Origin of the sequence: Streptomyces gossypii (genome assembly GCF_025165795.1) — a bacterium.
GTDB lineage: Bacteria > Actinomycetota > Actinomycetes > Streptomycetales > Streptomycetaceae > Streptomyces > Streptomyces gossypii.
Genome location: NZ_JAJAGO010000010.1, coordinates 82396 through 106963 on the forward strand (window position 1 = coordinate 82396; position 24568 = coordinate 106963).

Annotated in this window: 20 protein-coding genes; 7 read left to right on the forward strand and 13 right to left on the reverse strand. The window is 72.0% G+C overall.

Going from position 1 to position 24568, the window contains the following annotated elements; genetic code table 11:
* Positions 1-7 precede the first annotated feature (7 nt).
* Together LHJ74_RS21450 and LHJ74_RS21455 are read right to left on the reverse strand one after the other, a co-directional pair.
* A complete protein-coding gene (locus tag LHJ74_RS21450) occupies positions 8-2323 on the reverse strand; it encodes an outer membrane protein assembly factor BamB family protein (protein ID WP_260219754.1) in 2316 nt (771 codons plus the stop codon).
* 183 nt (positions 2324-2506) lie between these two features.
* A complete protein-coding gene (locus tag LHJ74_RS21455; protein WP_260219755.1) occupies positions 2507-3343 on the reverse strand; it encodes an SGNH/GDSL hydrolase family protein in 837 nt (278 codons plus the stop codon).
* A 151-nt stretch (positions 3344-3494) separates the two neighbouring features.
* On the opposite strand from LHJ74_RS21455, the gene LHJ74_RS21460 reads away from it, so the two are divergent.
* Positions 3495-4493: a MerR family transcriptional regulator gene (locus tag LHJ74_RS21460; protein ID WP_260219756.1), complete on the forward strand. Its 999-nt coding sequence runs from the start codon at positions 3495-3497 to the stop codon at positions 4491-4493.
* Positions 4494-4503: 10 nt separating this feature from the next.
* On the opposite strand, the gene LHJ74_RS21465 is transcribed toward LHJ74_RS21460, so the two are convergent.
* From LHJ74_RS21465 to LHJ74_RS21475, 3 genes are all read right to left on the reverse strand, one after another.
* Positions 4504-5076 carry a cob(I)yrinic acid a,c-diamide adenosyltransferase gene (locus LHJ74_RS21465; protein WP_260219757.1) on the reverse strand — a complete coding sequence of 191 codons (573 nt, stop codon included), beginning with the start codon at positions 5074-5076 and terminating at the stop codon, positions 4504-4506.
* 89 nt (positions 5077-5165) lie between these two features.
* The gene (locus tag LHJ74_RS21470; protein ID WP_260219758.1) at positions 5166-5921 is read right to left on the reverse strand and encodes an ABC transporter permease; all 756 of its coding nucleotides are present in this window, start codon (positions 5919-5921) and stop codon (positions 5166-5168) included.
* Positions 5922-5947: 26 nt separating this feature from the next.
* Complete coding sequence (locus LHJ74_RS21475; RefSeq protein ID WP_260219760.1) at positions 5948-6805, reverse strand: ABC transporter ATP-binding protein; 858 nt, start codon at positions 6803-6805, stop codon at positions 5948-5950.
* 75 nt (positions 6806-6880) lie between these two features.
* Between LHJ74_RS21475 and LHJ74_RS21480 the strand changes: the two genes are divergently transcribed.
* The 4 genes from LHJ74_RS21480 (at position 6881) to LHJ74_RS21495 (ending at position 12131) form a co-directional block, all read left to right on the forward strand.
* Positions 6881-7519, forward strand: a complete 639-nt coding sequence (locus LHJ74_RS21480; RefSeq protein ID WP_260219761.1) for a TetR/AcrR family transcriptional regulator — start codon at positions 6881-6883, stop codon at positions 7517-7519.
* A gap of 165 nt (positions 7520-7684) precedes the next feature.
* Entirely contained in the window at positions 7685-8533 is an 849-nt protein-coding gene (locus LHJ74_RS21485) for a 3-hydroxyacyl-CoA dehydrogenase family protein (protein WP_260219762.1), read from the forward strand.
* A 268-nt stretch (positions 8534-8801) separates the two neighbouring features.
* Positions 8802-9185 carry an STAS domain-containing protein gene (locus tag LHJ74_RS21490; protein ID WP_260219763.1) on the forward strand — a complete coding sequence of 128 codons (384 nt, stop codon included), beginning with the start codon at positions 8802-8804 and terminating at the stop codon, positions 9183-9185.
* 75 nt (positions 9186-9260) lie between these two features.
* Positions 9261-12131, forward strand: coding sequence for a PT domain-containing protein (locus LHJ74_RS21495; protein ID WP_260219764.1), 2871 nt, complete (start codon positions 9261-9263; stop codon positions 12129-12131).
* Between the two features lie 80 nt (positions 12132-12211).
* Here the strand turns inward: LHJ74_RS21495 and nucS are convergent, their stop codons facing one another.
* Positions 12212-12892 carry an endonuclease NucS gene (gene nucS / locus LHJ74_RS21500; RefSeq protein WP_260219765.1) on the reverse strand — a complete coding sequence of 227 codons (681 nt, stop codon included), beginning with the start codon at positions 12890-12892 and terminating at the stop codon, positions 12212-12214.
* Positions 12893-13110: 218 nt separating this feature from the next.
* On the opposite strand from nucS, the gene LHJ74_RS21505 reads away from it, so the two are divergent.
* A complete protein-coding gene (locus LHJ74_RS21505) occupies positions 13111-13503 on the forward strand; it encodes an SCO5389 family protein (protein WP_260219766.1) in 393 nt (130 codons plus the stop codon).
* Positions 13504-13904: 401 nt separating this feature from the next.
* Here LHJ74_RS21505 and LHJ74_RS21510 read toward each other — a convergent pair whose 3' ends face one another.
* Entirely contained in the window at positions 13905-14990 is a 1086-nt protein-coding gene (locus LHJ74_RS21510; protein ID WP_260219767.1) for an LLM class flavin-dependent oxidoreductase, read from the reverse strand.
* A 175-nt stretch (positions 14991-15165) separates the two neighbouring features.
* On the opposite strand from LHJ74_RS21510, the gene LHJ74_RS21515 reads away from it, so the two are divergent.
* Positions 15166-15510 carry an Rv1322 family protein gene (locus tag LHJ74_RS21515; RefSeq protein ID WP_260219768.1) on the forward strand — a complete coding sequence of 115 codons (345 nt, stop codon included), beginning with the start codon at positions 15166-15168 and terminating at the stop codon, positions 15508-15510.
* A gap of 74 nt (positions 15511-15584) precedes the next feature.
* Here the strand turns inward: LHJ74_RS21515 and LHJ74_RS21520 are convergent, their stop codons facing one another.
* From LHJ74_RS21520 to scy, 6 genes are all read right to left on the reverse strand, one after another.
* A complete protein-coding gene (locus LHJ74_RS21520) occupies positions 15585-16676 on the reverse strand; it encodes an ABC transporter permease (RefSeq protein ID WP_260219769.1) in 1092 nt (363 codons plus the stop codon).
* Complete coding sequence (locus tag LHJ74_RS21525) at positions 16673-17824, reverse strand: ABC transporter ATP-binding protein (protein WP_260219770.1); 1152 nt, start codon at positions 17822-17824, stop codon at positions 16673-16675. The genes LHJ74_RS21520 and LHJ74_RS21525 overlap by 4 nt, the downstream gene beginning before the upstream one ends.
* A 271-nt stretch (positions 17825-18095) precedes the next feature.
* Entirely contained in the window at positions 18096-18875 is a 780-nt protein-coding gene (locus tag LHJ74_RS21530) for an ABC transporter permease (protein ID WP_260219771.1), read from the reverse strand.
* A gap of 1 nt (position 18876) precedes the next feature.
* Positions 18877-19848, reverse strand: coding sequence for an ABC transporter ATP-binding protein (locus LHJ74_RS21535; protein ID WP_260219772.1), 972 nt, complete (start codon positions 19846-19848; stop codon positions 18877-18879).
* A 119-nt stretch (positions 19849-19967) separates the two neighbouring features.
* A complete protein-coding gene (locus LHJ74_RS21540) occupies positions 19968-20921 on the reverse strand; it encodes a coiled-coil domain-containing protein (RefSeq protein ID WP_260219773.1) in 954 nt (317 codons plus the stop codon).
* Between the two features lie 167 nt (positions 20922-21088).
* Entirely contained in the window at positions 21089-24394 is a 3306-nt protein-coding gene (gene scy / locus LHJ74_RS21545) for a polarized growth protein Scy (RefSeq protein WP_260219952.1), read from the reverse strand.
* Positions 24395-24568 lie beyond the last annotated feature (174 nt).

Consider the following 24568-nt stretch of genomic DNA (forward strand, 5'->3'; position numbering starts at 1 on the left):
CCTCAGTTCAGAGCGCCACCGCGTGCAGGCTGTAACTGACCTCGCCCGAGGTCTTTCCGCTGGCGATGTAGGCCGTGCCGTTGGCGATGGCCGGAGACGTCATGAACCGCGTATCGCTGTCGGGGGCGAAGGCCCAGCGCTTGCGTCCGGTGGCGGCGTCGAGGGCGTACAGCGTGCCCTCTTTGTTGCTGAAGCAGACCGTGCCGTCTCCGACGGCCGCGCCCGGGATCACCCTGCCTGTGAAGGGGAAGCTCCAGCGCTGCTTTCCGCTCGTGCCGTCGAGGGCGTACACGCTGCCCTCGGATTCGTGCACATAGACCATGCCGTCGGCGACGAAAGCCCCGTAGGGCAGACCCTTCGTCGTGAAGGTCCAACGCTGCTCTCCACTGACCGCGTCGACGGCGTAAAGGGTGTCGTCCTTGGCGGGGAAGTAGACCGTGCCGTCCCCGGACGCGACGGCCGGGAGGAAGTTGTAGGCGTCGTTGGCGGGATGAGTCCAGCGCTTCCGCCCGGTGGAGGTGTCGACAGCGTGCAGTGTGGCGTCGGAGCGGCCGCCGCTGAAGACGTAGACCGTGCCGTCGGCGGCCACGGGGAGCGAATGCGTTCCGCCCTCACCGTCCGGGGAGAAAGGGTAGGTCCAGAGTTCCTCCCCCGTGGCAGGGTGGAGGGCTTGGAGCCCTCGTTCCCCGACGTTGACGTACAGGGTGCCGTCGGCGGCCGAAAGACTCCAGATGCCCGCACCCATGATGCGGGGGGCTCGGCGCTCCTGCCCGGTAGCGGCGTCGAGGATGTGCAGTTTGTCGTCGAGGCCGAGATAGACGGTGTCGTCGACGACAGCCGGAGGCGGGTAGACGTCCTCGACGGGGAAGGGGAAAGTCCACCGTTTGCGTCCGGTGGCGGTTTCGAAGGCGGAGAGTCCGTCCGCACTGATCCGATAGACGGCGTCGTCGACGACTGACAAGATGCCCGGCATGGTGGATCCCGCGATGGACCACCGCTCCGTACCGCCCTTGACCTTGCGCCCGCGAGCGCCGTTGCCGCCGGAGCCCTGGCCGGACGAGTCGCCCGACGACTCGCTGCCGGTGCCGCCGAGGAGTCTCCAGCCGGTGAAACCTATGCCGGCGGTGCCCAGGGCGGCCGCCGCGAGCAGCACCTGCCGACGGGTACGGCCCGGGCCGCCGCCTGCCCCGGGCACTGCCGGAGATGGCACCGCCGGAGGTGGCGCGGGCGGCAGCACCGGTACCGGAGGCACGGAAGTCGTCTCGGGAGCCGGTAGCCCGAGAGCGGTCGGGGGATGGGCCGGGTCCGGGCCGGCTGCTCTGCCGGACCGGGTGGGAGCATCATGGGCGACGGCCGGGCCCGGGGCGGAACCGGGCTCCTCAGCCGACTGCTCCAGAGGCCGGTGCGGAGCCAGAGCAGCTCCCGTGCTGCTCTGCTCGTGGAGCGCCAGGGCCACCGGCTGCGGCAGCCAGCCATGCTCGGAGTACAGCCGGGACGGCTCGTGTCCCGCGTCCCGGAGGGCCTGGGCCAGCTCCTCCAGCAGCACGCCCACCGCGGGCCGCTCCGGTGGCTCCTTGGCCAGGCATCTCGCCACCACCGAGCCGAGCACCGGGGGCAGACCGCTCAGGTCGGGCTCTTCGTGGACGATGCGGTAGTGCAGGGCGTGCGGCGCCCCGGTCCCGAACGGCCCCGAGGTGGTGGCGGCGAAAGCCAGCACCGCCCCCAGTGCGAACACATCGCTCGCCGGGCCGACCTGCCCGCCCGACGCCAGCTGCTCCGGAGACATGAATCCGGGGGTCCCGATGACCATGCCCGTCCCGGTGAGCACACTCACCTCGTCCGTCACCGAGATCCCGAAGTCGATCACCCGAGGGCCGTCCGGCGCCAGCAGCACGTTCGACGGTTTCAGGTCCCGGTGGACGATTCCGGCCGCGTGGATGACCTCCAGCGCCTCGGCCAGCCCCGCGCCCAGCGCCAGCACACCCGCTTCGGGCCACGCCCCGTGCTCCACGACCGCCTGCCCCAGGGACATCCCCGGCACGTACTCGGTGGCCAGCCACGCGGGAGATCCCTCCAGGTCGGCGTCGACCACCGCGGCGGTGAACACACCGGTGACCCTGCGAGCCGCCGCCACTTCCCGGGCGAACCGCCGCCGGAATCCGGCATCCTCGGCGAGCTCCTCGCGCACCACCTTCACCGCCATGGCCCGGCCGCCGGGCGAGCGCCCCAGAAAGACCCGGCCCATGCCGCCCGCGCCAAGCCGGGCCACGATCCGGTACCGGCCCACCTGACGCGGGTCCCCCGCCTCCAGCTCTGCGAACACCGTCCCGCCCCCCGTTCGGTATCCCGCCAGGGTCAGAACAGCCGCGGGACGATGCACGATACCGACTGACACCGGCTGATCAAGTCTGCCGGGATCTTCGTCCGTCGATGCTTCGACCACGATCCGGGCGGGATGGTGGTCGAAGCGTCGACCGGCCGACCGACCGGCCGACCGGCCTCGGCCTCAAGCCCGGCGTACCGGCGCAAGCTCGGGTCGCTTGGCGGTGCGGCCGTCGCCCGTGGAGCGGCCGCGGAGGCGGCGGAGGGCCCACGGGCCCAGGAAGCCGCCCAGCCAGGCGGCCTCCGTCGCGGCCTGCTGCCACGCGTGGCGGGCGGGCCGTGGAGGCAGCGGGCGCGACCAGGAGTCGTCGCTGCCCGGGAGGTCCAGCGCGTGGGCGGCCGCCGCGGCGATACGGGTGTGGCCCAGCGAGTTGGCGTGCAGGCGGTCGAGGCACCAGATGCGCGGGTCGGCCGCGAAGGCGAGCGGGAAGGTGTCCACGACCGTCACCCCGTGGCGCCGCGCGGCGGCCCGGATGCGTGCGTTGAGGTCGATCACGCGTGGGCGCAGTACGCGGGTGCTCGGGGCGAGCCGGGCGATGTCGGGGAAGGTGAAGGTGACGACGCGTGCCCCGGCGGCGGTGAGCTCCGCGTACATCGCCTCCAGTTCGCGCTCTGCCGCCACCGGCTCGTAGCGCGGCCGGATCAGGTCGTTCAGCCCGGCCAGCACGGCGGCCAGGTCGGGCTTGAGCGCCAGCGCCGCGGGGAGCTGTTCGGCGCGGATGCGGGCCGCAAGCCGGCCGCGTACGGCCAGATTGGCGTACTGGACGTCCGGGTTCAGCGCGGCGAGCCGCTCGGCGAAGCGGTCCGCCCAGCCGCGGTAGCCGCGTATCTCGTCGCCGTCGCCCAGCCCCTCGGTCTGGCTGTCGCCGAGCGCGACGAAGCGGGCGTACGGCGCGGGCGACGGGGGCGGGGAAGGCGGCGGGGCGTCGTCCTCCGGCAGGCGGTGCGGCAGTTCCGGCATGGGCGGTGGCCTCCCCTTCTCGCAGGATGCGCGGCACCGCGGCGGTTCCCGCGCGGCCCGTGGGCAGCGAGCCTACGGCCTCGGGTTGACCCGGCCCCGTGGGGACGGGTTTAGCGTGCACGCACGTGACCTCGCGAGGAGGAGGGATCAGATGCGTGCGGGAGACGCCGCTGCCGCGGCCGGTGTGACGGTCAAGGCGCTGCGGTACTACGAGACGCTCGGGCTGCTCCGGCCCGCCCGGCTGCGCAACGGCTACCGGGATTACAGCGACGCCGACGTACGGGTCGCCGCGGAGGTCCGCGCGCTGCGCTCGCTGGGCATGTCACCCGAGGAGACCCGCCCGTTTCTGGCCTGTCTGCGCGAGGGGCACGAGGCGGCCGACGACTGCCCGGAGTCGCTGGCCGCGTACCAGCAGAAGATCGACAGCCTGGACGTGCTGATCGCGGGGCTCAGCCGCAGCCGGGAGCGGCTCGCCGGGCAGATGCGCAGCGCCGCCCGGCGCGGATTCCCGCCCCCTTTCCCCGACGAGTCGCCATCCACCACCGAGGAGTCAGACCAGATGTCCGAGACACCGCCCCAGCCCGACCCGCTGCCCGACGCGCTGCCCGCGCCGGTGGACGACGGCGCGGCCCGTCACCTGCCCGGGAGGCGGCTGCCAGCCCTGTCGCTGCCCTCCACCGACGGGGAGGACGTCGCGCTGGAAGCGGTCAGCAGCGGCCGTTGGGTGCTCTTCCTCTACCCCCTGACCGGCGAACCGGGCAGGGACATGCCGCGCGGCTGGGACGAGATTCCGGGAGCCCGCGGGTGCAGCCAGGAGGCGTGCGGTTTTCGGGACAACCTGGCCGCTCTGCGCGCGTCGGGCGCCGAGCGGGTCCTCGCACTCTCCTCCGACCTGGGCGAATACCAGCAGAGCCTGGTGACCAGGCTGCACCTGCCCTATCCGCTGCTCTCCGACCCGGGCCTGTCGCTCGCCGGTGCGCTGGGGCTGCCGACGTTCGAGGCGCACGGCAAGACGCTCCACCGGCGGCTGACGATGATCGTCGACGGAGACCGGATCGCCCATGTCTTCTATCCGGTCTTCCCGCCGGACACGCACGCCGCGCACGTCGCGGAGTGGCTGGCGGCCAACCCGCCGCCGGTGAGCGCCTGACCCGCGACGGTCAGCGGTTCTCGCCCGGCACCCACAGGACGTCGCCGACCGCCTTGTTGGCCGTGCGGGCCAGGATGAACAGCAGGTCGGAGAGCCGGTTCAGATAGGTCGCCGTCAACGGGTTCATCACGTCGCCGTGCTGCTCCAGGGCCGCCCAGGTGGAGCGCTCGGCGCGGCGTACGACGGTGCAGGCGTGGTGCAGCAGCGCCGCGCCCGGGGTGCCGCCGGGGAGGATGAAGCTGCGCAGCTTCTCCAGCCCTTCGAGGTGGGTGTCGCAGTCCGCCTCCAGCTTGTCGATGTAGCCCTGTTCGACGCGCAGCGGCGGGTATTCGGGGTTCTCGGTCACCGGGGTGGCGAGGTCGGCACCGACGTCGAAGAGGTCGTTCTGCACCCGTACGAGGATCAGCCGCACGTCCTCGGAGAGCTGCCCCGTCGCGACGGCGACCCCGATCGCGGCGTTCGCCTCGTTGGCGTCGGCATAGGCGGCGATGCGGGCGTCCGTCTTGGCGGTGCGGCTCATGTCGCCCAGGGCGGTGGTGCCGTCGTCTCCGGTGCGGGTGTAGATGCGCGTCAGATTGACCATGGGCCGAGCGTAGCCGCGACGTCGCGCGGGGGCCTGCCGCCAGGAGTGTCAGCTGCGTCACCGGGACGGCGGACGGTGGACGGCGGCGACTACGCTCCCGCTCTGCGGAAGAGCCGGGCGCCCAGCGTCATCGAGACGACGGCCAGGGCGGCGGCCATCCCCGCGCCCAGGATGACGGTGCCGCCCGTGTAGTCGCCGACGAAGCCCGCCCGGACGGCCTCCACGATGTAGCGCAGCGGAATGAAGTGCGACAGGGCGTCCAGCCAGCCCGGTGCCAGCGCCATCGGCAGCAGCAGGCCGGACAGCAGCATCACGGGCAGATTGACCGCGTTGACGACGGGCGAGAACGCCTGCGGCGAATCCACCCGCATCGCCAGCGCGTACGAAAGCGAGGCGAGCGACATCGCCACCACCGCCACGAACGCGAAGCCCATGACGATGCCGAGCACCGGAGCGCGCAGCCCGAACGCGACCCCGGTCAGCACCAGGATCAGGGACTGGACCAGGAGTTGCACGACATCCCGCAGGACCCGCCCGAGCAGCAGCGCGAGCCGGCTCACGGGTGTCACCCGCATCCGCTCGATGACCCCGTACTGCTTCTCGACGAGGATGCTGATCCCGGCGAACGCCGAGCTGAAGAGGCCGAGCTGGATGAGCAGCCCGGGGATCAGGACCTGCCAGGCGCTGCCGTCGCCGCCCAGGTCGACCCGCTCCAGCAGCGGGCCGAAGAAGATGAGGAACAGCATCGGCTGGATGATGCCGAAGGTCAGTGCGAGCCGCGAGCGCAGCGTCTGCCGCAGGTAGCGGCCGAAGATGATGCCGGTGTCGGTGAGCAGGTGGGACATGCGTGCGTACTCCTCGCTTCGGTGCTTCAGACCGCGATGGGGGTGGCTGCCGCTGAGGCGTCGCTGGTGTCGGTTTCAGCTCCGTGCCCCGTGGCGGCGATGAAGGCGTCCTGCAGGGTCGCGCCGGGCGAGCCGCCGTATGCCGACTTGAGCGCCTCCGCCGTGCCCTGGGCGACGATCCGGCCCTTGTCGACGATGACCAGCCGGTCCGCGAGCGCCTCCGCTTCGTCCAGGTAGTGGGTGGTGAGGAAGACGGTCATGCCCCGTTCGCTGCGCAGCCGCCGCACCAGTTCCCACAGGTCGGCGCGGCTGCCCGGGTCGAGTCCGGTGGTCGGCTCGTCCAGGAAGAGGATCTCGGGCCGGTGGGCGAGGCCCATGGCGATGTCGAGCCGCCGCCGCTGACCGCCGGAGAGGGCCGCGCACTTGCGTTCCAGCAGGTCGCCGAGGTCCAGCTCGGCGGCCAGCTCTCTGGTACGGGCGGCCGCCTCGGCGCGGGAGAGCCGGTAGAGCCGCGCCTGGGTGGTCAGCTCCTCCCACACCGTCACATGCGGGTCGACGCCGCCGGACTGGGCGACGTAACCGATCTTCCGGCGTACGCCCTCGGGGTCGTGCGCCAGTTCGCAGCCGGCGACGGTCGCGCTGCCGCCGGTGGGGGCGAGCAGGGTGGTGAGCATGCGGAGCGTGGTGGTCTTCCCGGCGCCGTTCGGGCCGAGGAAGCCGAGTATCTCGCCGCGCGTGACGGTCAGGTCGATGCCGCGCACGGCTTCGACGGTGCCGGATGTGGCCGGGAAGCTGCGGGTGAGGCCGGAGGTGCGGATGGCGGGGGGCGTCGGGACGGCAGGCGTGACCGGGATGGCCGGGGTGGCCGGAGTGAGTGGAGGCATGCCGCCAGAAAAGCAGAGTCACTTAAATTTTGCAATGACCCCAAGTTTCTTTCGGTGGCACGGTAGACTGCGCAGATGACGGGCCTCAGGGAACGGAAGAAGCGGCAGACCAGGCAGCTGATCTCGGACATCGCGACGGGCCTCTTCCTCGACCGCGGGTTCGACAGGGTGACGATCGCGGAGATCGCCGAGGCCGCCGAGGTCTCGGTCAACACGGTCTACAACTACTTCCCCTCGAAAGAGGACCTCTTCTTCGACCGGGAGCCCGAGCTCATCGCCCGGTCCTCGGCGCTGGTGCGGGAGCGGCAGCCCGGCCAGTCCGCGGCCGACGCCCTGCTGGCGCAGCTGCGGAAGGACCTGGACGAGCGGACCGTCCACGTCGGCATGACCGAGGGGTACGCGCGCTTCATGGAATGCGTGCGCGAGTCGCCCGCGCTGCTGGCCCGGATGTGGGTGATGCAGGCGCGTGTGGTGCAGGGGCTCACCGAGACGCTGCGCGAGGAGGCGGGCGCCACGCCCGACGATCCGGCACCCGAGGTGGTCGCGACCCAGCTGGTCGGCGTCAACAACACGATCTTCCGGACGGTGTCCATGGGCGTCGCCGAGGGAGTCGGGACGGACGAGATCAGTCGGCGGGCGCGCCGCAAGCTGGAGGCGTTCGTCGCACTGCTCAGCGACGAAGTGCTCAACTACGCGACACGCCCTGCCGGATGATCCGATGAGCTGTCCGGGTGGTTCGGAATGAGCATCAAGCCTCACGGAACGGACGCGTCCCGTGTGACGTCCGCCATGTGAGACGTGATGCGCGTCTCTTCGCAGACCAATGCCGCTGCCCGAGACGCTAAAGTCGCCGAACACGTCAAAGGAGAGGTGACTGCCGTGGCGAAGAAACTCGCCGTCATCGGGGCCGGACTCATGGGTTCCGGAATCGCGCAGGTCTCGGCCCAAGCGGGCTGGGAAGTGGTACTCCGCGATGTGACCGACGAGGCTCTCAGCCGCGGTACGGACGGGATCAAGGCATCCTTCGCCAAGTTCGTCGGCAAGGGCAAGCTGGACGCCGAAGCAGCCGACGCCGCGCTCGCCCGGATCACCACCACCACCGACCTGGAGGCCGCGGCCGACGCGGACGTTGTCGTCGAGGCGGTTTTCGAGAAGATCGACGTCAAGCGCGAGATCTTCAGTACGCTCGACCGAGTGGTGAAGGAAGGCGCGATCCTCGCCTCCAACACCTCCGCCATCCCGATCACCAAGATCGCGGCGGCCACCAGCCGCCCGGAGCGCGTGGTGGGTACCCACTTCTTCTCACCTGTGCCGATGATGGGGCTGTGCGAGCTGGTTCGCGGCCACAAGACGAGCGACGAAACCCTCGCCGTGGCCCGCGAGTTCGCCGAGTCGACCGGCAAGACCTGCATCGTCGTCAACCGTGACGTCGCGGGCTTCGTCACCACCCGGCTGATCTCGGCGCTGGTCGTCGAGGCGGCCAAGCTGCACGAATCCGGCGTCGCCTCGGCCGAGGACATCGATATCGCCTGCAAGCTCGGCTTCGGCCACGCAATGGGACCGTTGGCCACGGCTGACCTCACGGGCGTCGACATCCTGCTGCACGCTGCGGAGAACATCTACACCGAATCACAGGACGAGAAGTTCGCCCCGCCGGAGCAGATGCGTCGCATGGTCGACGCGGGCGACCTGGGGCGCAAGAGCGGACAGGGCTTCTACCGGTACTGAACGCGGGTATCGGCCGCGGTCACCTGATCGGTCACCGATCGCGGTCACCAATCGCACAGACGAACGCGGTACTGAACTCGGTACCGGGCCCAGATGCCCCCGCTGAAGCCGTCACGGCTCACCCTCAGGGGTGAATTCCGTATCGGTTCGAGCACGGACGGCAACTCACTGCCCGTCAGGCAGTCAGTTGTGGTGAAACATTGAAGAGTAAATGTTCACGCGCGCGCAGAGCGGCGCACGCGCACAGCAGCGATCCCGGGGAGCGTTTATGCACATCAGGGGCGACCACGACAAGCTGGTCGTCGGAGGCCGTCTGGACGTCCGCAGTGCCGCGGACGCCCGTACGGTCCTGCACTCCGCCGTCGACTCCGGGCGCGGTGATCTCGTGCTCGATCTCGCCGGCCTCGACTCCTGGGACGCGACCGGCCTCGGCGTCATCATGGGCGCCCACCGGCGGGCGGGCCGCTGCGGGCGGCGGCTCGTACTGCGCGATGTCCCCACCCAGATGCAGCGGCTGTTGGTCGCCACGCGGCTGCACCGTATCCTCGCGATCGAGGATGCCCCCGCCCCGGCGGCCGGTGGGGCTGTGCGGGCCCCGGAAAACCCGGTCACCCCGCCGATGACGCAGGTTCAGATCCTCACCAAGCCGTGACGTACCGGCCCGCGACGCGGCCGAGCGGCTCAGGGATACTGTGCTGCCGAATAAAGCTTCATGGGGGCGGAGGCCATGGTTCAGCACGAGGGTGACCATTCCGGTGGTCGGGAGTCCGGTGACATAGGGACCGGCGCCGAAGGGCAGCCGGGAAGCCACCGGGCGGGCGGTCCGGCGGCAGGCGGTCAGTCTTCCGGCGTCGCCCGGTCCGGGTACGAGCCGCCCGGCGGCGAGGAGTCGCACGAGCGGGCGGGCGCCCCCGCCCGCATGGCCCAGTTGATATCGGGCGAGCATCTGCTGACGGTCAACCCCGTCGACGGCAGCGAGATCGAGCCGTGTCCGCCCGGCCGCCTCCCCGGGCCGCCCCGCAAGCGGTCACCGAAGGAGCGGCCCCCGACCGGCCGTCCCGGCCACTCGTTCAGCGGCGCCGCCGACGTCGCCGGGGCGCTCCCGCTGCTGGACCGGGCGGAGGAGCGCGAACGCCTCTCCCGGCTGCTGGCACGCGGCCGTTCCGTCCGGCTCACGGCGCAGCGCGGCGTCGGCCGCAGCGTCCTGCTGGACGCCGTCGCCGAGGACACCACGACTCTCGCTCCGGACGGCGTGCTGCGGCTGAGCGGCTATCACCGGACCCCCGACCAGGTGCTGCGCGACCTGTTCGCCGCCGTGTTCGACGCCCCGCACGTCCGGCCCGACCGGGGGCAGTTGCTCGAATCGCTGTCCTCCGTCGGTGCGGTCGTCCTGCTCGACGACATCGAGTTCGGCGGCAGCGCGCTGGACGAACTCCTCGCCGCCACCCCCGAGTGCGCCTACCTGATCACGGCGACTCCGGACACCCCCGCGGCCCTGCCGGAATCCGGACTGGAGGAGGTCCACCTCTCCGGACTCAGCCGCAACAGCTGCTCCGACCTGCTGGAACACGCGGTGCGGCGGCCGTTGACGGACGAGGAGGCCGACTGGGCCGGGGACCTGTGGTTCACCAGCGAAGGGCAGCCGCTGTGCTTCGTACAGGCCGGTGCGCTGCTGCGGCAGCGCGACCAGCGGGACGGGGCAGCGGGCGGTCTGCCCGGAGCGGGAGCCAGGGGCAGCGGCGGAGGCATCGCCGCCCTGCTGGCCGAGGGCCTTTCCCAGCCCGCGCGGGAAGCGCTGCGCTTCGCCCTCGCCCTCGGCGGTGTACTCCCGCACCACGCCCACCTGCCCGCGCTCGTCGGCGATACGCACGCCGACGACGCGCTGGCCGAACTCACCGGATCCGGCCTGGTCACGGCGGTCTGCGGCCACTACCGGCTCGCGGCCGGTGCCGCCGCCGAACTCATCGCAGCCGGGCACGAGGACGGCGCCGAGGACCGCGTCCAGTCCGCCGCACAGCACTACGGATGGTGGGTCGGCCACCCCAAGGTGACCGCGGAGCAGGTCGGCGCGGAGACGGACGCGGTGCTCGCCGCCGTACGGGGCGCGCAGCGCGGGGGGAGACCCAGCGCTGCCGTCCTGCTGGCCCGCACGGCGGCACCGGCGCTGGCGGCGGCGCTGCGCTGGGAAGCCTGGGAGCGGGTGCTGCGCACCGGCCAGGAGGCCGCGCGGAAGGCCGGGGAGGTCGCCGAGGAGGCGTACTTCCACCACGAGTTGGGCATCCTGGCGCTCTGCGAGGGGAACCCGGAGCGGGCCCGCGCTGAGCTGGAGACCTCCATCGGCATGCGCGGTGTGCTCGCCGACCGGCGCGGCACGGTGGCCGGACGGCGCGCGCTGGCGCTGGTGACCGACCGGCTGGCCGCCGAGCGGGACACGGCTTCGGGCGGACCGGCGGGTGGATCCTCATTCGGCAAGGGGACGCGGCCCGGGGCGAGCAGTGCGGCGCTGCCCGGCCGCGCGCCGGGGGGCGGCGGACGGCCGACGGGGACGGTGCCTCCTTTCCTCGCTCCCGGGGCGCCTGGCGCACCCGCGGGACCCTCGGAGGCGGAGACGGGCGTGCTGCCCGCCGTTGCCGCCTCCGGCGCCGGGCCGGGATCCGGCCCGGGTACGGCGGACACGCCGCCGGGCGGCTCCGGCTCCGGTGCCGTTTCTGGTGCCCGAGCAGGCACCGGTCCCTTCCCGGCACCGGCGGAGCCGGGAGCCGCGCTGAGTGGCGGCGCGGCTCACCACGACAAGGACTCGCCCGAGACCGGGGTGCTCCCGGTGATGCCGCTGGGCAGTGGTGCCCAGCCGGGCGACGGCGACGAGACGGTGCTCTCCCGTACGGTGGCTCCGGGCGGCGGCGGTACCGGCCCGAAAGCCACCCATCGGCTGGGGCGCAGCGCCCGCCGGAACCTGATGGCGGCCGGTGCGGGCGCCGCCCTGGCCGTCGTGCTGGGCACCGTGGTCGCGGTCAGCAGCGTCTCCGACAGCGAAGACGCGCCTGCGGACACGGTGAAGCCCGAGCGGTCGGCCTCCCAGGAGGAACCCGAGAGCGAAACGCCCTCCAGCAGCAGCCCGAGCGCCGAGGCGGAAACCACCCCGCCCCCGTCGTCCCCGCCCAGCGAGTCGCCCGCCCCCGGACCGACCAGCTCGGCACCGGAGCCCTCCGAGTCCTCCAGCGACGCCTCACCCAGCGAGGAGGAGTCGTCCCCGGACGACGACACCTCCTCGCCCTCGGACGACGGCTCCACGGAAGGCTCCGCCGACGCAGGCGGTACGGGCGACGGCGGAGCGGACGACGGCGGCAGCGACAACGGCGACCCGACCGGCGACCCGTCGGGCGACCCCACGGGTGAACCGACAGGTGAGCCCACGGGTGACCCGTCGGGCGACCCCACCGGTGAACCGACGGGTGACCCGTCGGGCGACCCCACGGGGGGTGACCCCACGGCCGGTGGGGAGACCGAGGGCAGCACCGAGGGCAGCACTGCTGGTGAGTCCATGAGGGTCAGCAACGCGTCGCCCGGCGGCAGTGCGGTGGGTGGTACCGGCGGCTGAGCCACCGGGTGCCGGGGGGGGGGGGGGGGGCCGGGCCCCCCCCCCCCCCCCCCCCCGGGGAGAGGGGTTGGGGGGGGGGCTCAGAACAGGCGGAGTTTGTCGTCCTCGATGCCGCGCAGCGCGTTGTAGTCGAGGGTGACGCAGGAGATCGCCCGGTCCGTCGCCAGTACGCGAGCCTGCGGCTTGATCTCCTGGGCGGCGAACACGCCCTTCACCGGCGCCAGATGGGGATCGCGGTTGAGCAGTTCCAGATAGCGGGTCAGCTGCTCGACACCGTCGATCTCGCCGCGCCGCTTGATCTCGATCGCGATGGTGGTGCCGTCGGAGTCCCGGCCCAGAATATCCACCGGGCCGATGGCAGTGGGGTATTCACGCCGGATCAGTGTCCAGCCCTCGCCCAGGGTCTCCATCCGGTCAGCCAGCAGTTCCTGGAGATGAGCCTCCACCCCGTCCTTGATCAGTCCGGGGTCGGTGCCCAACTCGTGTGAGGAGTCGTGCAGTACCTCCTCCATGGTGATGATGAGCTTCTCACCCCCCTTGTTCTCCACCGTCCAGACGGCGTCTCCACCGTCCGGGTCTGCCGCTTCCTCCTTGAGGGTGCAGGGCGGAGACATCCAGTTGAGCGGCTTGTAGGCGCGGTCGTCCGCGTGGATGGACACCGAGCCGTCAGCCTTGACCAGGATGAGGCGCGGGGCCGAGGGGAGGTGGGCGGTGAGCCGGCCCGCATAGTCGACAGAGCAGCGGGCGATGACGAGTCGCATGGTCGGTCACGCTACTGGACGGCGGCTGGTGCACGCGATTCGCCCTCTGATCTGCCGGTTGATGAATGGCTTGTTGTGTACGCATTCGCCTGGTGCGTCCGTACCAGCAGGCTTACGCTACGCAGCGGGGGCGTCGCCGTCCGAAATTGTGCGGTCGCGGCGGGGTCCCTGGTCCCGTCCGTGAGACCCCGGCCTCCGGGGTCGCGAGAGGAGAACTCATGTCGCTCGACGTCTCACCGGCCCTCCTGGAACAGGCCGAGCGAGGCGAGGTCGACGAGGCCGACTTCGTCGACTGCGTCCGTACTTCGCTGCCCTATGCATGGGAAATGGTCAGCTCATTGGTAGCCCAACTGCGGGTCGACGGCGGTGAGTTCGCCGACAACCAGACGCCTCCGCCGGACGAGCAGGCGCGGGGGCAGCTCCTGCGTGCCCTGGCGAGCGACGCGATACGCGGCTCACTGGAACGCCACTTCGGTGTCCGGCTCGCCTTCCAGAACTGCCACCGGCTGGCCGTCTTCCCGCTGGACTCCTCGGTCGACGAGCGGCTCACCCGCTTCACGTCCGTACGCGGCCAGCTGCTCAACCAGTCCCCGGAGCTGCGCGACTGCTAGGTGTATTGATCACGAGCGTGTTTGGGAAGTAGTGCCGGCCGCCCGGAGGGCGGGTCTCGCGGGGTCCGGTGCGTGCGATCGCAAGGCGGAGGGAGGAGAGCGCGGCGGGCTGCGCCGACGACGGACAACGCAGCGAGCGTGGGTGCCGGACCCCGCGAGACAGGCGGGACTTCTCCAACACGCCCCAGTGTCTGACGCGGCGCTGGTGCCGCCGGTGCCTGCGGCGGCACCCGGGGGCGACACCCACTTCCCGCTCTTTCTCTTCCGTCGGGGCGGGGAGTCGCCCTGCCCGGGAGTCCGGCGGGCCGCGTCGGCTGCGCCCTGGCGGGCGGCCGCCGCGTCCCGCCAGGGCGCAGCCGTGTGCTGCGGCGCAGCGCGCTGCGCGGCCGGGTGAGCGCCGCTCAGCTCAGCAGCGGCAGTACGTCGCTGCCCAGCCGCTGTACGTTCGCCTCTGTGGCCGCGAGGTCTCCGGTTCCCTCAACGAGCAGGGCGAAACGGCTGATTCCGGTCACCTCCGCCGTCCGGGCCAGCCGGTCCGCGCACAGCTGTGCGGGCCCCACCGGGTGCAGACGGCACAGCATCTCCGTGTACTCCAGCGGGTCGCGGACGGTGCGAGCGCGGCCGTCCACAGTCCGGTGCGCGTCCAGCCCTTCGCGCAGCCAGCCGGGCATCGCCTTGGTCAGCGCCTCGGTGGCCTCGGCGGCGGTGTCGCCCAACTGTGCCACGCCGACCGAGACATGGCACGCGGCGGCCTCCGCGACGGCCTCCGGCGAGTGCCCGGCCGCGCGCGCCTCGCGGCGCCACAGGCCGGTCATCGATGCCTTCTCCTCGTCTCCGCAGTGCATGCCCAGCAGCATCGGGAGCCCGCGCTGCGCGGCGAGCCGGACCGTGCCCGGTGAGGTGCACGCGACGAGGACCGGCGGCGCCTGAGCGGCGCCCGGCGCATTGGTCACGCCGGCCGTACCCGGTACGCCGTCCGCGCCGAGCCGCAGGGCCTCGCCCGGCCGCGGTACGACCGGGACCTCGCGGAAGCGGTACCGCTCACCGGCCGCCCCCACCGAGGGCTCCCGGAGCCAGCGCAACAGCAGGTCGAGCGCCTCCGGAAAGCCCTGCTCGTACGCTTCCAGACCGCCGCCGAAGACCTCCAGATCCATCCACGGGCCACCCCTGCCCACCCCGAGGGTGAACCGCCCCTCCGCCGTGAGGTGCAGCAGCGCCGCCTGCTCCCCGAGCGCCACCGGGTGCGTACTGGACAGCACGCTGACGGCCGTGCCCACGCCGATCCGCCGGGTACGGCCGAGCAGCAGCGCGGCCAGCGTGACCGCCGACGGACACACGCCATACGGCACGAAGTGGTGCTCCGCCAGCCATACGGAGTCGAGCCCGGCCCGCTCAGCTTCCTCGGTGGAGCGCACCGCCCGGTGCAGCGCCTCGCCCTGCCCCTGGCCGGGGAACTGCGCGGCCAGTACGAAAGCTCCAACCCTCATCGAAATCCGCCTCCTTGGGCCCACCAGGGACTCCTCACCCGGCATTAACGCCTGACACGTGCCAAAGGCACGGTCTGGCATGAAAATCCTTCGATGAGCCCGGCTTGCGAGGTCAGTAGGCTTGTGGGACGTCTCGCGGTGCCCCGCGGGGCGTCCCGGCCGAATGAGGTGTCCCGTGTCCCCGCGCCGTAACCGTCCGCGCAGCGGCGGCCATCCCCCCGCAGGCAGTCCCGGTGACGAGGGCGGGGACGACGGCCGCCCGGGGTTGCGCTACGGCCTGGAGCGCACCGAGGACTGGCGCGGCGAGGAGTGGGTGGTGCGCATGGTCGGCGGCGCGGCCGGCAAGCGCTACCGCTGCCCGGGCTGCGACCAGGAGATTCCCTCGGGTGTGCCGCATGTGGTGGCGTGGGCGCGGGACGGCCAGGTGGACGACCGGCGGCACTGGCACAAATCCTGCTGGAACGCGAGAGACCGCCGCAGCGCACGCCTCCAACGCTCCCGCAACGCGCCCCGGCACTGACCACCCCGCCACGGCCGCGGCCCCCGGCCCCCGGTGGTGGAGGGGGCCGGGGGCCGCAGCGGGTGGAGGTGTGGTCAGACGTCGCGCTTGGTGAGCATGGCGTACGCGGCCATCAGTGCCCCCGCCGTGACCAGTGCCAGCAGGCCGAGCAGCGGCCACCCCGAGGCGTCCTGGTCGTCCTGCATCGGGATGAGGTAGAGCGAGGCCAGGCCGTTGAGCGGGGAGAACTCCAGCATCTTCTCGCGGAGGGTCTCCATGGCCTCGCCGACCATGAACAGCGCGATCACCAGCGGCATCAGCACCACGCCCATCATGGTCGTGATGGCCCCGGCCGAGTGCCGCAGCAGCGCGCCGACGGCGAGCGAGAGCAGCCCCAGCAGCGCGACGTACAGTCCGGCGCCGACGGTCGCGCCCAGCCACTCGCCGTCCTGGACCACGAATTCGCCGGCCTTCACCGACTCCTCGTACGAGGTGTAGCCGTAGTCCAGCCTGTCGACCGGGCCGGACAGCACGGAGTGGTGGATCAGCGCGGTGAGCGTGCAGGCGACCGTCGTCATGACGAAGGCCAGCAGGAAGAAGATCAGCGACTTGGCGAGGAGCACCCGGCCGCGCTGCGGGCAGGCGGTGAGGGTGGTGCGGATCATGCCGGTGCCGTACTCGGAGGTGACCACGAGCACGCCGAGGGTGATGATGCAGATCTGCCCCAGCATCAGGCCGAACAGTCCGCTGGAGAGCATCGGCATGCTGATGTTGTCCTCGCCCGCGCGGCCCACCGCGCTGAGCCCGCCGATTCCGACGACCAGGACGAACATGATGCTTAGCGTCCACATCGTGGAACGCACGGAGCGGATCTTGGTCCACTCGGAGGCGATGGCGTGCCCCAGGTGTGTCCTGGTGATGGGGATCGGGGAGGAGTAGCCGCCGCCGTACGCACCAGCGGGCGCGCCGCCCGGAGGCGGATACTGCGCCGCGTGATCGGCGCCCGGGGGCTGGGTCGGGGGCTGGGCCGGAGGTTGTGCCGGGGGCTGGGCCGGTGCCTGCTGCGGCGGCTTGGTGTAGGAGAGCGGCTGCGCCGTCTGGGTCGCGGCCTGTGCCGTGGACGGGGCCTCCGCGGCCGGGCCGCCGCCCGGCGGCTGTGCCTGCGGCTGCTGGTGCGGCGTCGTCATCGGTGGTCCTCGGGGGTGGGAGCGGCGGTGGTGGTGGGAGCGGCGGCTTGTGCCGGGGGCGCCTGCCAGCCCTGCGGCGGCGCGTACTGCTGCGGCTGCGGCTGGCCCTGCGGCTGAGGCTGCTGGGGCGGATAGCCCGCCCCGCCGGGCGCCCCGTACGGCGGTGCCCCGCCCGGTGCTCCGTACCCGGCGGGCGGGCCCGCGGGCGTCTGCAGTCCCGTGCGCTGGTCGGCCGTCGAGCGGTAGTCCACCGCGCCCTGCGTCATGCGCATGTACGCCTCCTCCAGCGACGCCTGGTGCGGCGACAGCTCCCACAGCCGTACGTCCGCCCCGTGCGCCAGATCGCTGATCTGCGGCAGCGGGACGCCTGTGACGCGCAGGGCGCCGTCCTCCTCCGGCTGCACCTGGCCGCCCGCCGCCGCCAGGGCCGCGCCGAGTTTCTCGCGCTGTTCCGGCTCGCCGTCAGGGGTGCGGACCCGGGCGAAGCCCACGGAGTTCTGGGCGATGAAGTTGTCCACCGAGGTGTCGGCCATCATCTGGCCGCGCCCGATCACGATGAGGTGGTCGGCGGTCTGGGCCATCTCGCTCATCAGGTGGCTGGAGACGAAGACCGTGCGGCCCTCGCTCGCCAGTCGTTTCATCAGATTGCGGACCCACAGGATGCCCTCCGGGTCGAGCCCGTTGACCGGCTCGTCGAAGAGCAGCACCTGCGGGTCGCCGAGCAGCGCCGCGGCGATCCCGAGCCGCTGGCCCATGCCGAGCGAGAAGCCCTTGGAACGCTTGCTGCCCACTTCCTGGAGGCCCACGACGCCCAGCACCTCGTCCACCCGGCGGGCCGGGATGCCGGAGAGCTGCGCCAGCGAGAGGAGGTGGTTGCGCGCGTTGCGCCCGCTGTGCACCGCCTTGGCGTCCAGCAGCGCGCCGACCTGGCGCGGTGCGTTGGGCAGATTGCGGAAGTTGTAGCCGCCTACGGTCACCTGGCCCGAGGTGGGTTCGTCGAGGCCCAGGATCATCCGCATGGTGGTGGACTTACCGGACCCGTTCGGTCCCAGAAAACCAGTGACGGCACCGGGCCGTACCTGGAAAGACAGGTTGTAGACGGCAGTCTTGGCGCCGTAGCGCTTCGTCAGGCCGTACGCCTCGATCATGCAGATTGCCCCTGAACGCAGAACGGGGCTCATCGTCGCCCCCCGACACGGGCTAGGAGGCTACAACCCCGGTTTTGGTTCCAGGACAGCGGCATCCGGTATTCCGCTTACGGCCTCCCCGGCGGCAGGGGGTGGATCAGTGAGCGGCGTCATGGGGCTTCCAATCCAAGGCGGAGGAGGGAGGCGACGCAGGGCGTCGGAGGCCCACTCCCTGTCGCGGGGGAGGCCGTTAAGGTTGAGGAGGATCCCCGGAGCCCGCCCATCCAGGTTCTCAGGCGTCGCGTTTCTTCAGGACGAGGTACCCGGCGATCAGCGCCGCGATCACCCACCCGACCATGATCAGCAGCCCGCCCCAGGGCCCGTACGGGCGGTCGCCGCCCTCCATGCCGCCCTCGACCACCGACATGATCATCGAGCCAGCCTGGTCCGGCAGATAGTGCCCGACGTTCCGGGTCGCCGACACGCTGCCGAGGATGTTGGAGATCAGGAAGAAGAACGGCATCAGGATGCCGAACGCCAGCAGCGGACTGCGCAGGACGAAGCTGACGCCCATCGCGAAGAGCGTGATGAGCGTCATGTAGAGCCCGCCGCCGATCACCGCCCGCGTGACCCCCGGCTCACCGAGCGAGGTGCCGAGGTCGCCGAGGAGCGCCTGCCCGACGAAGAAGGTGATGAAGCTGGTGAGCATCCCGACGACCAGCACGAGCGCGGTGGCCACCAGGAGCTTGCACGCCATGAAGGTGCCGCGCTGCGGGACGGCGCTCAGCGAGCTGCGGATCATGCCGGTGCTGTACTCGTTGGCAACCACGAGGACCCCGAAGGCGATCATCGCCAGCTGCCCCAGCGTCATCCCGGCGAAGCTGATGAAGGTCGGGTCGAAGGTCGCCTTCTCCTCGGCGGAGAAGTCGTCGTACCCCGAGTTCGTGAAGGCGCAGATCAGGGCCGACAGACCCACCGTGACGATGAAGGCGGCGAACAGCGTCCACAGCGTCGACCGGACGGACCGCACCTTGGTCCACTCCGACTGGAGCACCCGCGTGGTGTGTGCCATCTCAGCGACCCTCCTGCCAGCCCTGGCCCCAGCCCTGGCCGCCCCGGCGGGCCTCGGGCCCCTCCGCCGTCGTGTGCGCGTGGTACTCCACCGAGCCCGCCGTGAGCTGCATGAACGCTTCCTCCAGCGACGCCTGCTGCGGAGACAGCTCATGCAGCACGATCCGGTGCTCCGCCGCCAGTTCGCCGAGCCGCGCCGCCGCGACGTTCTCGACCTCCAGCGAACCGTCCGACACGGCGACCGCCGGGATACCGGCAGTGTGCAGTACGTTCCGCAGCCGCTCCGGCTCCGGCGTACGCAGCCGTACGTACGTCCGTGAGTTCTCGTGGATGAACGCGGCCATCGAGGTGTCGGCCATCAGCTTTCCCTGCCCGATGACCACGAGGTGCTCCGCCGTCAGCGACATCTCGCTCATCAGGTGGCTGGAGACGAAGACCGTGCGCCCCTCGGCCGCCAACTGCTGCATCAGCGTCCGCACCCAGTGGATGCCCTCCGGGTCGAGCCCGTTGACCGGCTCGTCGAACATCACGATCCGGGGGTCGCCGAGCAGCGCCTGAGCGATGCCCAAGCGCTGGCCCATGCCGAGGGAGAAGCCCTTCGGACGCTTCTTCGCGACCGCCGTGAGGCCCACCATGTCGAGCACCTCGGGGACCCGGCGCTCCGGGATGCCGTTGCTCTGGGCCAGGCAGAGAAGATGGTTGTAGGCGCTGCGGCCGCCGTGCACCGACTTCGCCTCCAGCAGCGCGCCGATGTAGTTCAGCGGATCACGGAGCTGGTCGTAGTGGCGGCCGTCGATCCGGATGTCCCCGGCCGTCGGGCGGTCAAGGCCGAGCAACAACCGCATGGTGGTGGACTTCCCCGCCCCGTTCGGCCCGAGGAATCCGGTCACCACCCCCGGCCGGACCGAGAAGGTGAGGTGGTCCACGGCGACCTTTTCGCCGTACCGCTTCGTGAGCCCTTCTAGCTCGATCATGCACTCGACGCTAAAGGCACCGGGGGGGTTCGTCCACAGATGTGCCCCCGCACGGGTAGACCCGAACGGGGGCACAGCGGCCGCGGCTGAGGCGACGCGAGGGGTGGAGCCGTACGGCCTCAGCGGGACTGCTGGGCCGGGACGCCGCGCGTACGCGACTCGTCCTCGACGGCGTCCTCGTCGGCCGGCGAACCGGCGGCGGCGACCGCCGCACCCGTGAGGGTGGCCAGCATCTCGCGGACGTTCGTCAGCTGGGCGTTGATGCTGTCGCGACGGTTCGTCAGCGCCGCCAGCTCGCGCTCGGACTCGCTGCGCACGCGGTCCGCCTTCGCGTTGGCGTCCGCCACGATGTCCTCCGCCTGACGCTGCGCGGTCTCCACCGTCTGACGGGCTCGGCGCTCCGCGTCCGTCCGCAGCTTCTCGGCCTCCAGGCGCAGCTGCTCCGCCCGGTGCTCGATCTCCGCGAGCCGCTTCTCGGCCTTCGCCTGCCGCGAGGCGAGGTCGCGCTCGGACTGCTCCCGGCGCTTGGCGAGGTTGGTCTCGAAGTCGGCGGCGGCCTGGGCGGCCTTGGCGCGGGTGTCCTCGAAGAGGGAGTCGGCCTCCTCGCGCTTGGACTGCGCGTCCTTCTCGGCCTCGTCGCGAAGCGTCGCCGCCTCGTTCTTCGCCTTCTCGACGACACGGGCGCCGTCGTCCTCGGCCTTGGCCTTGCGCTCGGCGGAGAACGCCTCCGCGTCGTTGCGGACCTGCTGTGCGGCAGCCTCGGCCAGCTCGCGGTGCTGCTCGGCGGCGCGGCGCGCCTCCTCACGCAGGTCCTTCGCCTCCTCCTCGGCGAGGCGGAGGATCTTCTCGACCCGGGCACCCAGACCGGCGTACGAAGGCTCGGAGTCGGTGACCTGAGCCTGGGCGTTCTGCGTTTCGAGGTGCAGCTCCTCGATGCGCTTTTCCAGAGAGGTGATTCGGGCCAGTGCGCTGTCACGGTCGGAGACGAGCTTGGTGATGCGGTCGTCCACCTGCCCGCGCTCGTAGCCACGCCGCACGAGCTCGAAGCCGAAGGGGGAGGAAGTGTCGCTCATGGAGTTCCTGTCGAGTCAGACGGGTTATCAGACGGGGAGAGAGTGATACGGGGAATCCTAGGGGGACAAACGGCGTGTCATCGAGCTAATGCCCGTTTGGTAGGGAGAATGTGCCCTCGTTCGAGTGGCCGGTGTCTGGGGTGGTGTCTGGGTCCGATGTCTGGGGTCTAGCGATCGGAGCGCTTGCTACCCGTTCGTGTCGTGCCTACACCAACACCTGCCTTGACACCACCATTTGCCCCGGAAACGGCACCACTCTTCTTGCTGCCGCCCGAGCCACCGCCACCGGAGCCTGCCCCGGAGCCCGGCGTCTCGAACGACTCCAGTGCCTCCAATACCTCTTGGACACGGGAGATTTCACCGTTGATGTCCTGCTGGCGCCGCTCCAGGACATCGAGTTCGCGCCGGCCTTCGTCGATCATCTGCCGCGCCTCCGCCTCGGCCTCCTCGCGCAACTGCTTCGCCTCGCGCAGCACGGTGGCCTTCTTCTGCTCCGCCTCCTTGAGCAGACCCTCGGCCTTCTTCACCGCAGCGATACGCACCTTGCTCGCCTCGGCACCGGCATCCGCGACCAGCTTGGCGGCCTGCTCCTGGGCCTCGGCCAACTGCTCCTCCGCCGCCTTGACCAGCTTGTCGCAGCGCTCGCCCGCGGACCGCATCGCCTCGGACGACTCCCGCCGCGCCCGCTCGTGCAGTTGCTCGACCTCGCCCTCGATACGCGCCCGCAGCTCCTCGGCGCGGTCCCGTACGGCAACCGCGTCGTTCCGTGCCTCGTTCAGCATGGTGTCGGAGTCGCCACGCGCCTGCTCCACGACATCGCGGGCCTCCGTACGGGCGTCCGCCACCAGCCGGTCGGACTCCTTCCGCGCGGCACCCACCATGCTGTCCGACTGCTTCTCCGCGGCGGCGGCGCTGCGCCGGGCCTCCTCCTCCGCCTTCGCCAGCAGCTGATCGGCCTGCTCGGCCGCCTCGCCCCGCTTCCGCGCCGCGTCATCGCGGGCTTCGTCCCGCATCCGCTCGGCCTCCGCGCGGGCCTGCTCGGACTCCTCGAGCGCCTCCGAGACCGCACGCTCCGCCATCGCCTTGGCGGCGTCCGTCTCCTCCCGCGCCTCCCGGCGCAGCTTCGCCGCGTCCTCCTCGGCGGCGGCACGCAGCGCCGCGACATCCAGCTCCGCCTGCTCGTGCAGCCCGGCCACCGACTCCCGGATCTGCCGCGCGGACTCCTCGCCCGCGGACACCAGACCGGCCGCCCGCCGCTCGGCCTCCTCGACCAGCGTGGCAGCCGCCGCCTGCGCCTCCTCGGTGCGCTGCCGCGCCGAGGCGAGCAGCTCCTCGCCCTGCTCGCGGGCCGCGGTGCGCTCGCGGTGCGCCTCCTCGCGGGCGTCCGCGAGCAGCTCCTCCGCCTCCCGGCGGCGGCGCGCGGCCTCCTCCTGGGCGGCGGAGAGGGCCTCGGCCGCCTCCGCGTTCGTACGCTCCGCCGCCGCGTCCGCCTCGGCCCGCACCCGGTCGGCCGTCTCCTGGGCCTCGGTGCGCAGCTGCTCGGCCTCCGAGGCGGCCTCGGTGCGCAGCTGCACGGCCACCGACTCGCCCTCGGCGCGGGACTGCGCGGCATCCGCCGCGGCTTCCGTGCGCAGCCGCTCCGCTTCCTCCTCCGCCTGCTCCTGGGCGACGCGACGGCGCTCGGCGGCCTCCGCGCGCAGCCGCTCCGCCTCGCTCCGTGAATCCTCCCGCAGCCGCTCCGCCTCGGACCGCGCGTCCTGGAGCGCCTGCTCGGCCTCGGCGACCTTCTGCTCGGCCTCCGTGCGCAGCCGCTCCAGCTCCTGGGCGGCCTCCGCCTTGCGGTCGGCGGCGGCCTGGTCGGCGTCCTCCCGGACCCGCTGCCCCGCCGCGTCCGCCTCGGCGCGGGTGCGCCCGGCCTGCTCCTCGGCGCCGGCGCGCACTTCCTCGGCTTCGGCGCGCGCCGACTCCAGCGCCTCCTCTGCCTGTTCGCGCAGCGCGGTCGCCCGCTCGGCCGCCTCGGTACGGACCCGCTCGCTCTCCGCCGTGGCGTCCCCGCGGACCTCCTCCGCGTCCGCCCTGGCCTTGGCCAGCAGCTCCTCGGCGCTGCTCGCGGCCTCCTCGATCTGCTGCACCGCCTCACGGCGTGCCTCGCCGCGGATCCGCTCGCCCTCCTCCGCGGCCTCGGCGCCCAGTTGCTCGGCCTCGCCGCGCAGCCGCCGCGCCTCCTCCTGGAGGGCGACCGTCTTTGCGCGGTACTCCTTCGTGTCGTCCTTGGCGGCGCCCTTGAGCTCCTCGGCCGTGTCGTGCGCCTCGGCACGCAGCCGGTCGGCCTCCTCCTCGGCCTCCCGGCGCAGGCGCTCCGCCTCCTCGGAGGCCGCCTTGGTGGTGGCCTTCGCCTCCTCGGACGCCTTGTTGAGCACCTCCTCTGCGGTGCGGGCGGCCTCGGCCAGCTGGTTCGCCGACTCCTCGGCCGTACGGGTGCGGGCGTCCTCCCTGGCCTCCGCGATCAGCCGGTCGGCCTCCGTACGGGCGTCCGCGCGCAGCTGCTCGGCCTCCGCCTTGAGCGACTCCGACTCCTTGGTGGCCGCGCCGACCATCCGGGCGACCTCGGCCTTTGCCGTGCGGACCCGCTGCTCGTTGACCGACTCGGAGTCAGCCAGCCGCTTGGCCGCCTCCTCCTGGGCCTCCTCGAGCGCCTTGGCGGCCTCGGTGCGCGCCTCCCGAAGGGACGACTCGGCCTCCTGGATCCGCTCCTCGGCGCGGCGCATCAGCTCGGCGGCCTCGCGCCGGCTGGCCTCCGTCTCGGTGCTGGTGCTGGCGCGCAGCTGCTCGGCCTGGTCAGTGGCCTCCTGGGCCTGCGCCGAGGCGGCGCCCAGCAGCCGCTCGGCGTCCGTACGGGCCCGGCGCAGGATGGCCTCAGCCTCTGAGCGGGCGCTTTCCGCCTCGCTGCTCAGCCGGTGCCGCGACTCCTCGGTGAGCCGCTGGGCCTCGGCGCGCGCGGTGGCCAGCGAGCGCTCCGTCTCGGCCCTGGTCTCCTCCATCAGACGGCGGGCCTGCTGCTCCGTGCGGGTGCGCAGCTGCTCGGCCCAGGCGACGTTCTCGTTGACGTGCGACTCGACGGTGGCGCGGCGCTCCGACAGCTCCTGGTCCAGCTGCTGTCTGCGGCGCACGGCCTCCGAGTGCAGCTCGGACTCCAGCCGGGACTGCGCCTCTCCCTGCTCCTGCATCAGCCGCTGCGTCTGGGCGCGGACATCGCGCAGTTCCCGCTCGGCGTCGGCGCGCAGCTGGTCGGCCTGGATCTGGGCGTTGTGAAGCAGCTGTTCGGCCTGGTGCGAGAGATTCTCGTAACCGGCGGGGCGCGTGGCGAGGGCGCGGCGCGCCTCGTGCAGTTTGGCGCGCAGCACTTCGACCTGGTAGCCGAGGTCGTCGGCGTGTTCGACGGCCTTCTCGCGCTCTTTCTTGAGCCGCTCCATCTCGGCCTCGAACTGCGAGAGGTGGTCGTCAGCCTCGTAGCCCGGCACTGCGCGGTCCCATCCGTCCCCTGGTCGTTTTGAAGTGAACTGGCCATTCCCGATGCCGTGCAGGGGAAATGGTGTCAGATCATCGGCGGAACGTGGACCGAGCGCAGCCCGGAACCCTCCACGGGT

Excerpts from the sequence above, each read along its gene's own strand:
- LHJ74_RS21455 (WP_260219755.1), bottom strand. The coding sequence starts at position 3,343 with ATGCCGGAACTGCCGCACCGCCTGCCGGAGGACGACGCCCCGCCGCCT.
- LHJ74_RS21460 (WP_260219756.1), top strand. The coding sequence starts at position 3,495 with ATGCGTGCGGGAGACGCCGCTGCCGCGGCCGGTGTGACGGTCAAGGCG.
- LHJ74_RS21465 (WP_260219757.1), bottom strand. The coding sequence starts at position 5,076 with ATGGTCAATCTGACGCGCATCTACACCCGCACCGGAGACGACGGCACC.
- LHJ74_RS21470 (WP_260219758.1), bottom strand. The coding sequence starts at position 5,921 with ATGTCCCACCTGCTCACCGACACCGGCATCATCTTCGGCCGCTACCTG.
- LHJ74_RS21475 (WP_260219760.1), bottom strand. The coding sequence starts at position 6,805 with ATGCCTCCACTCACTCCGGCCACCCCGGCCATCCCGGTCACGCCTGCC.
- LHJ74_RS21480 (WP_260219761.1), top strand. The coding sequence starts at position 6,881 with ATGACGGGCCTCAGGGAACGGAAGAAGCGGCAGACCAGGCAGCTGATC.
- LHJ74_RS21490 (WP_260219763.1), top strand. The coding sequence starts at position 8,802 with ATGCACATCAGGGGCGACCACGACAAGCTGGTCGTCGGAGGCCGTCTG.
- LHJ74_RS21495 (WP_260219764.1), top strand. The coding sequence starts at position 9,261 with ATGGTTCAGCACGAGGGTGACCATTCCGGTGGTCGGGAGTCCGGTGAC.
- nucS (WP_260219765.1), bottom strand. The coding sequence starts at position 12,892 with ATGCGACTCGTCATCGCCCGCTGCTCTGTCGACTATGCGGGCCGGCTC.
- LHJ74_RS21505 (WP_260219766.1), top strand. The coding sequence starts at position 13,111 with ATGTCGCTCGACGTCTCACCGGCCCTCCTGGAACAGGCCGAGCGAGGC.
- LHJ74_RS21510 (WP_260219767.1), bottom strand. The coding sequence starts at position 14,990 with ATGAGGGTTGGAGCTTTCGTACTGGCCGCGCAGTTCCCCGGCCAGGGG.
- LHJ74_RS21520 (WP_260219769.1), bottom strand. The coding sequence starts at position 16,676 with ATGACGACGCCGCACCAGCAGCCGCAGGCACAGCCGCCGGGCGGCGGC.
- LHJ74_RS21525 (WP_260219770.1), bottom strand. The coding sequence starts at position 17,824 with ATGATCGAGGCGTACGGCCTGACGAAGCGCTACGGCGCCAAGACTGCC.
- LHJ74_RS21530 (WP_260219771.1), bottom strand. The coding sequence starts at position 18,875 with ATGGCACACACCACGCGGGTGCTCCAGTCGGAGTGGACCAAGGTGCGG.
- LHJ74_RS21535 (WP_260219772.1), bottom strand. The coding sequence starts at position 19,848 with ATGATCGAGCTAGAAGGGCTCACGAAGCGGTACGGCGAAAAGGTCGCC.
- LHJ74_RS21540 (WP_260219773.1), bottom strand. The coding sequence starts at position 20,921 with ATGAGCGACACTTCCTCCCCCTTCGGCTTCGAGCTCGTGCGGCGTGGC.
- scy (WP_260219952.1), bottom strand. The coding sequence starts at position 24,394 with ATGGAGCGGCTCAAGAAAGAGCGCGAGAAGGCCGTCGAACACGCCGAC.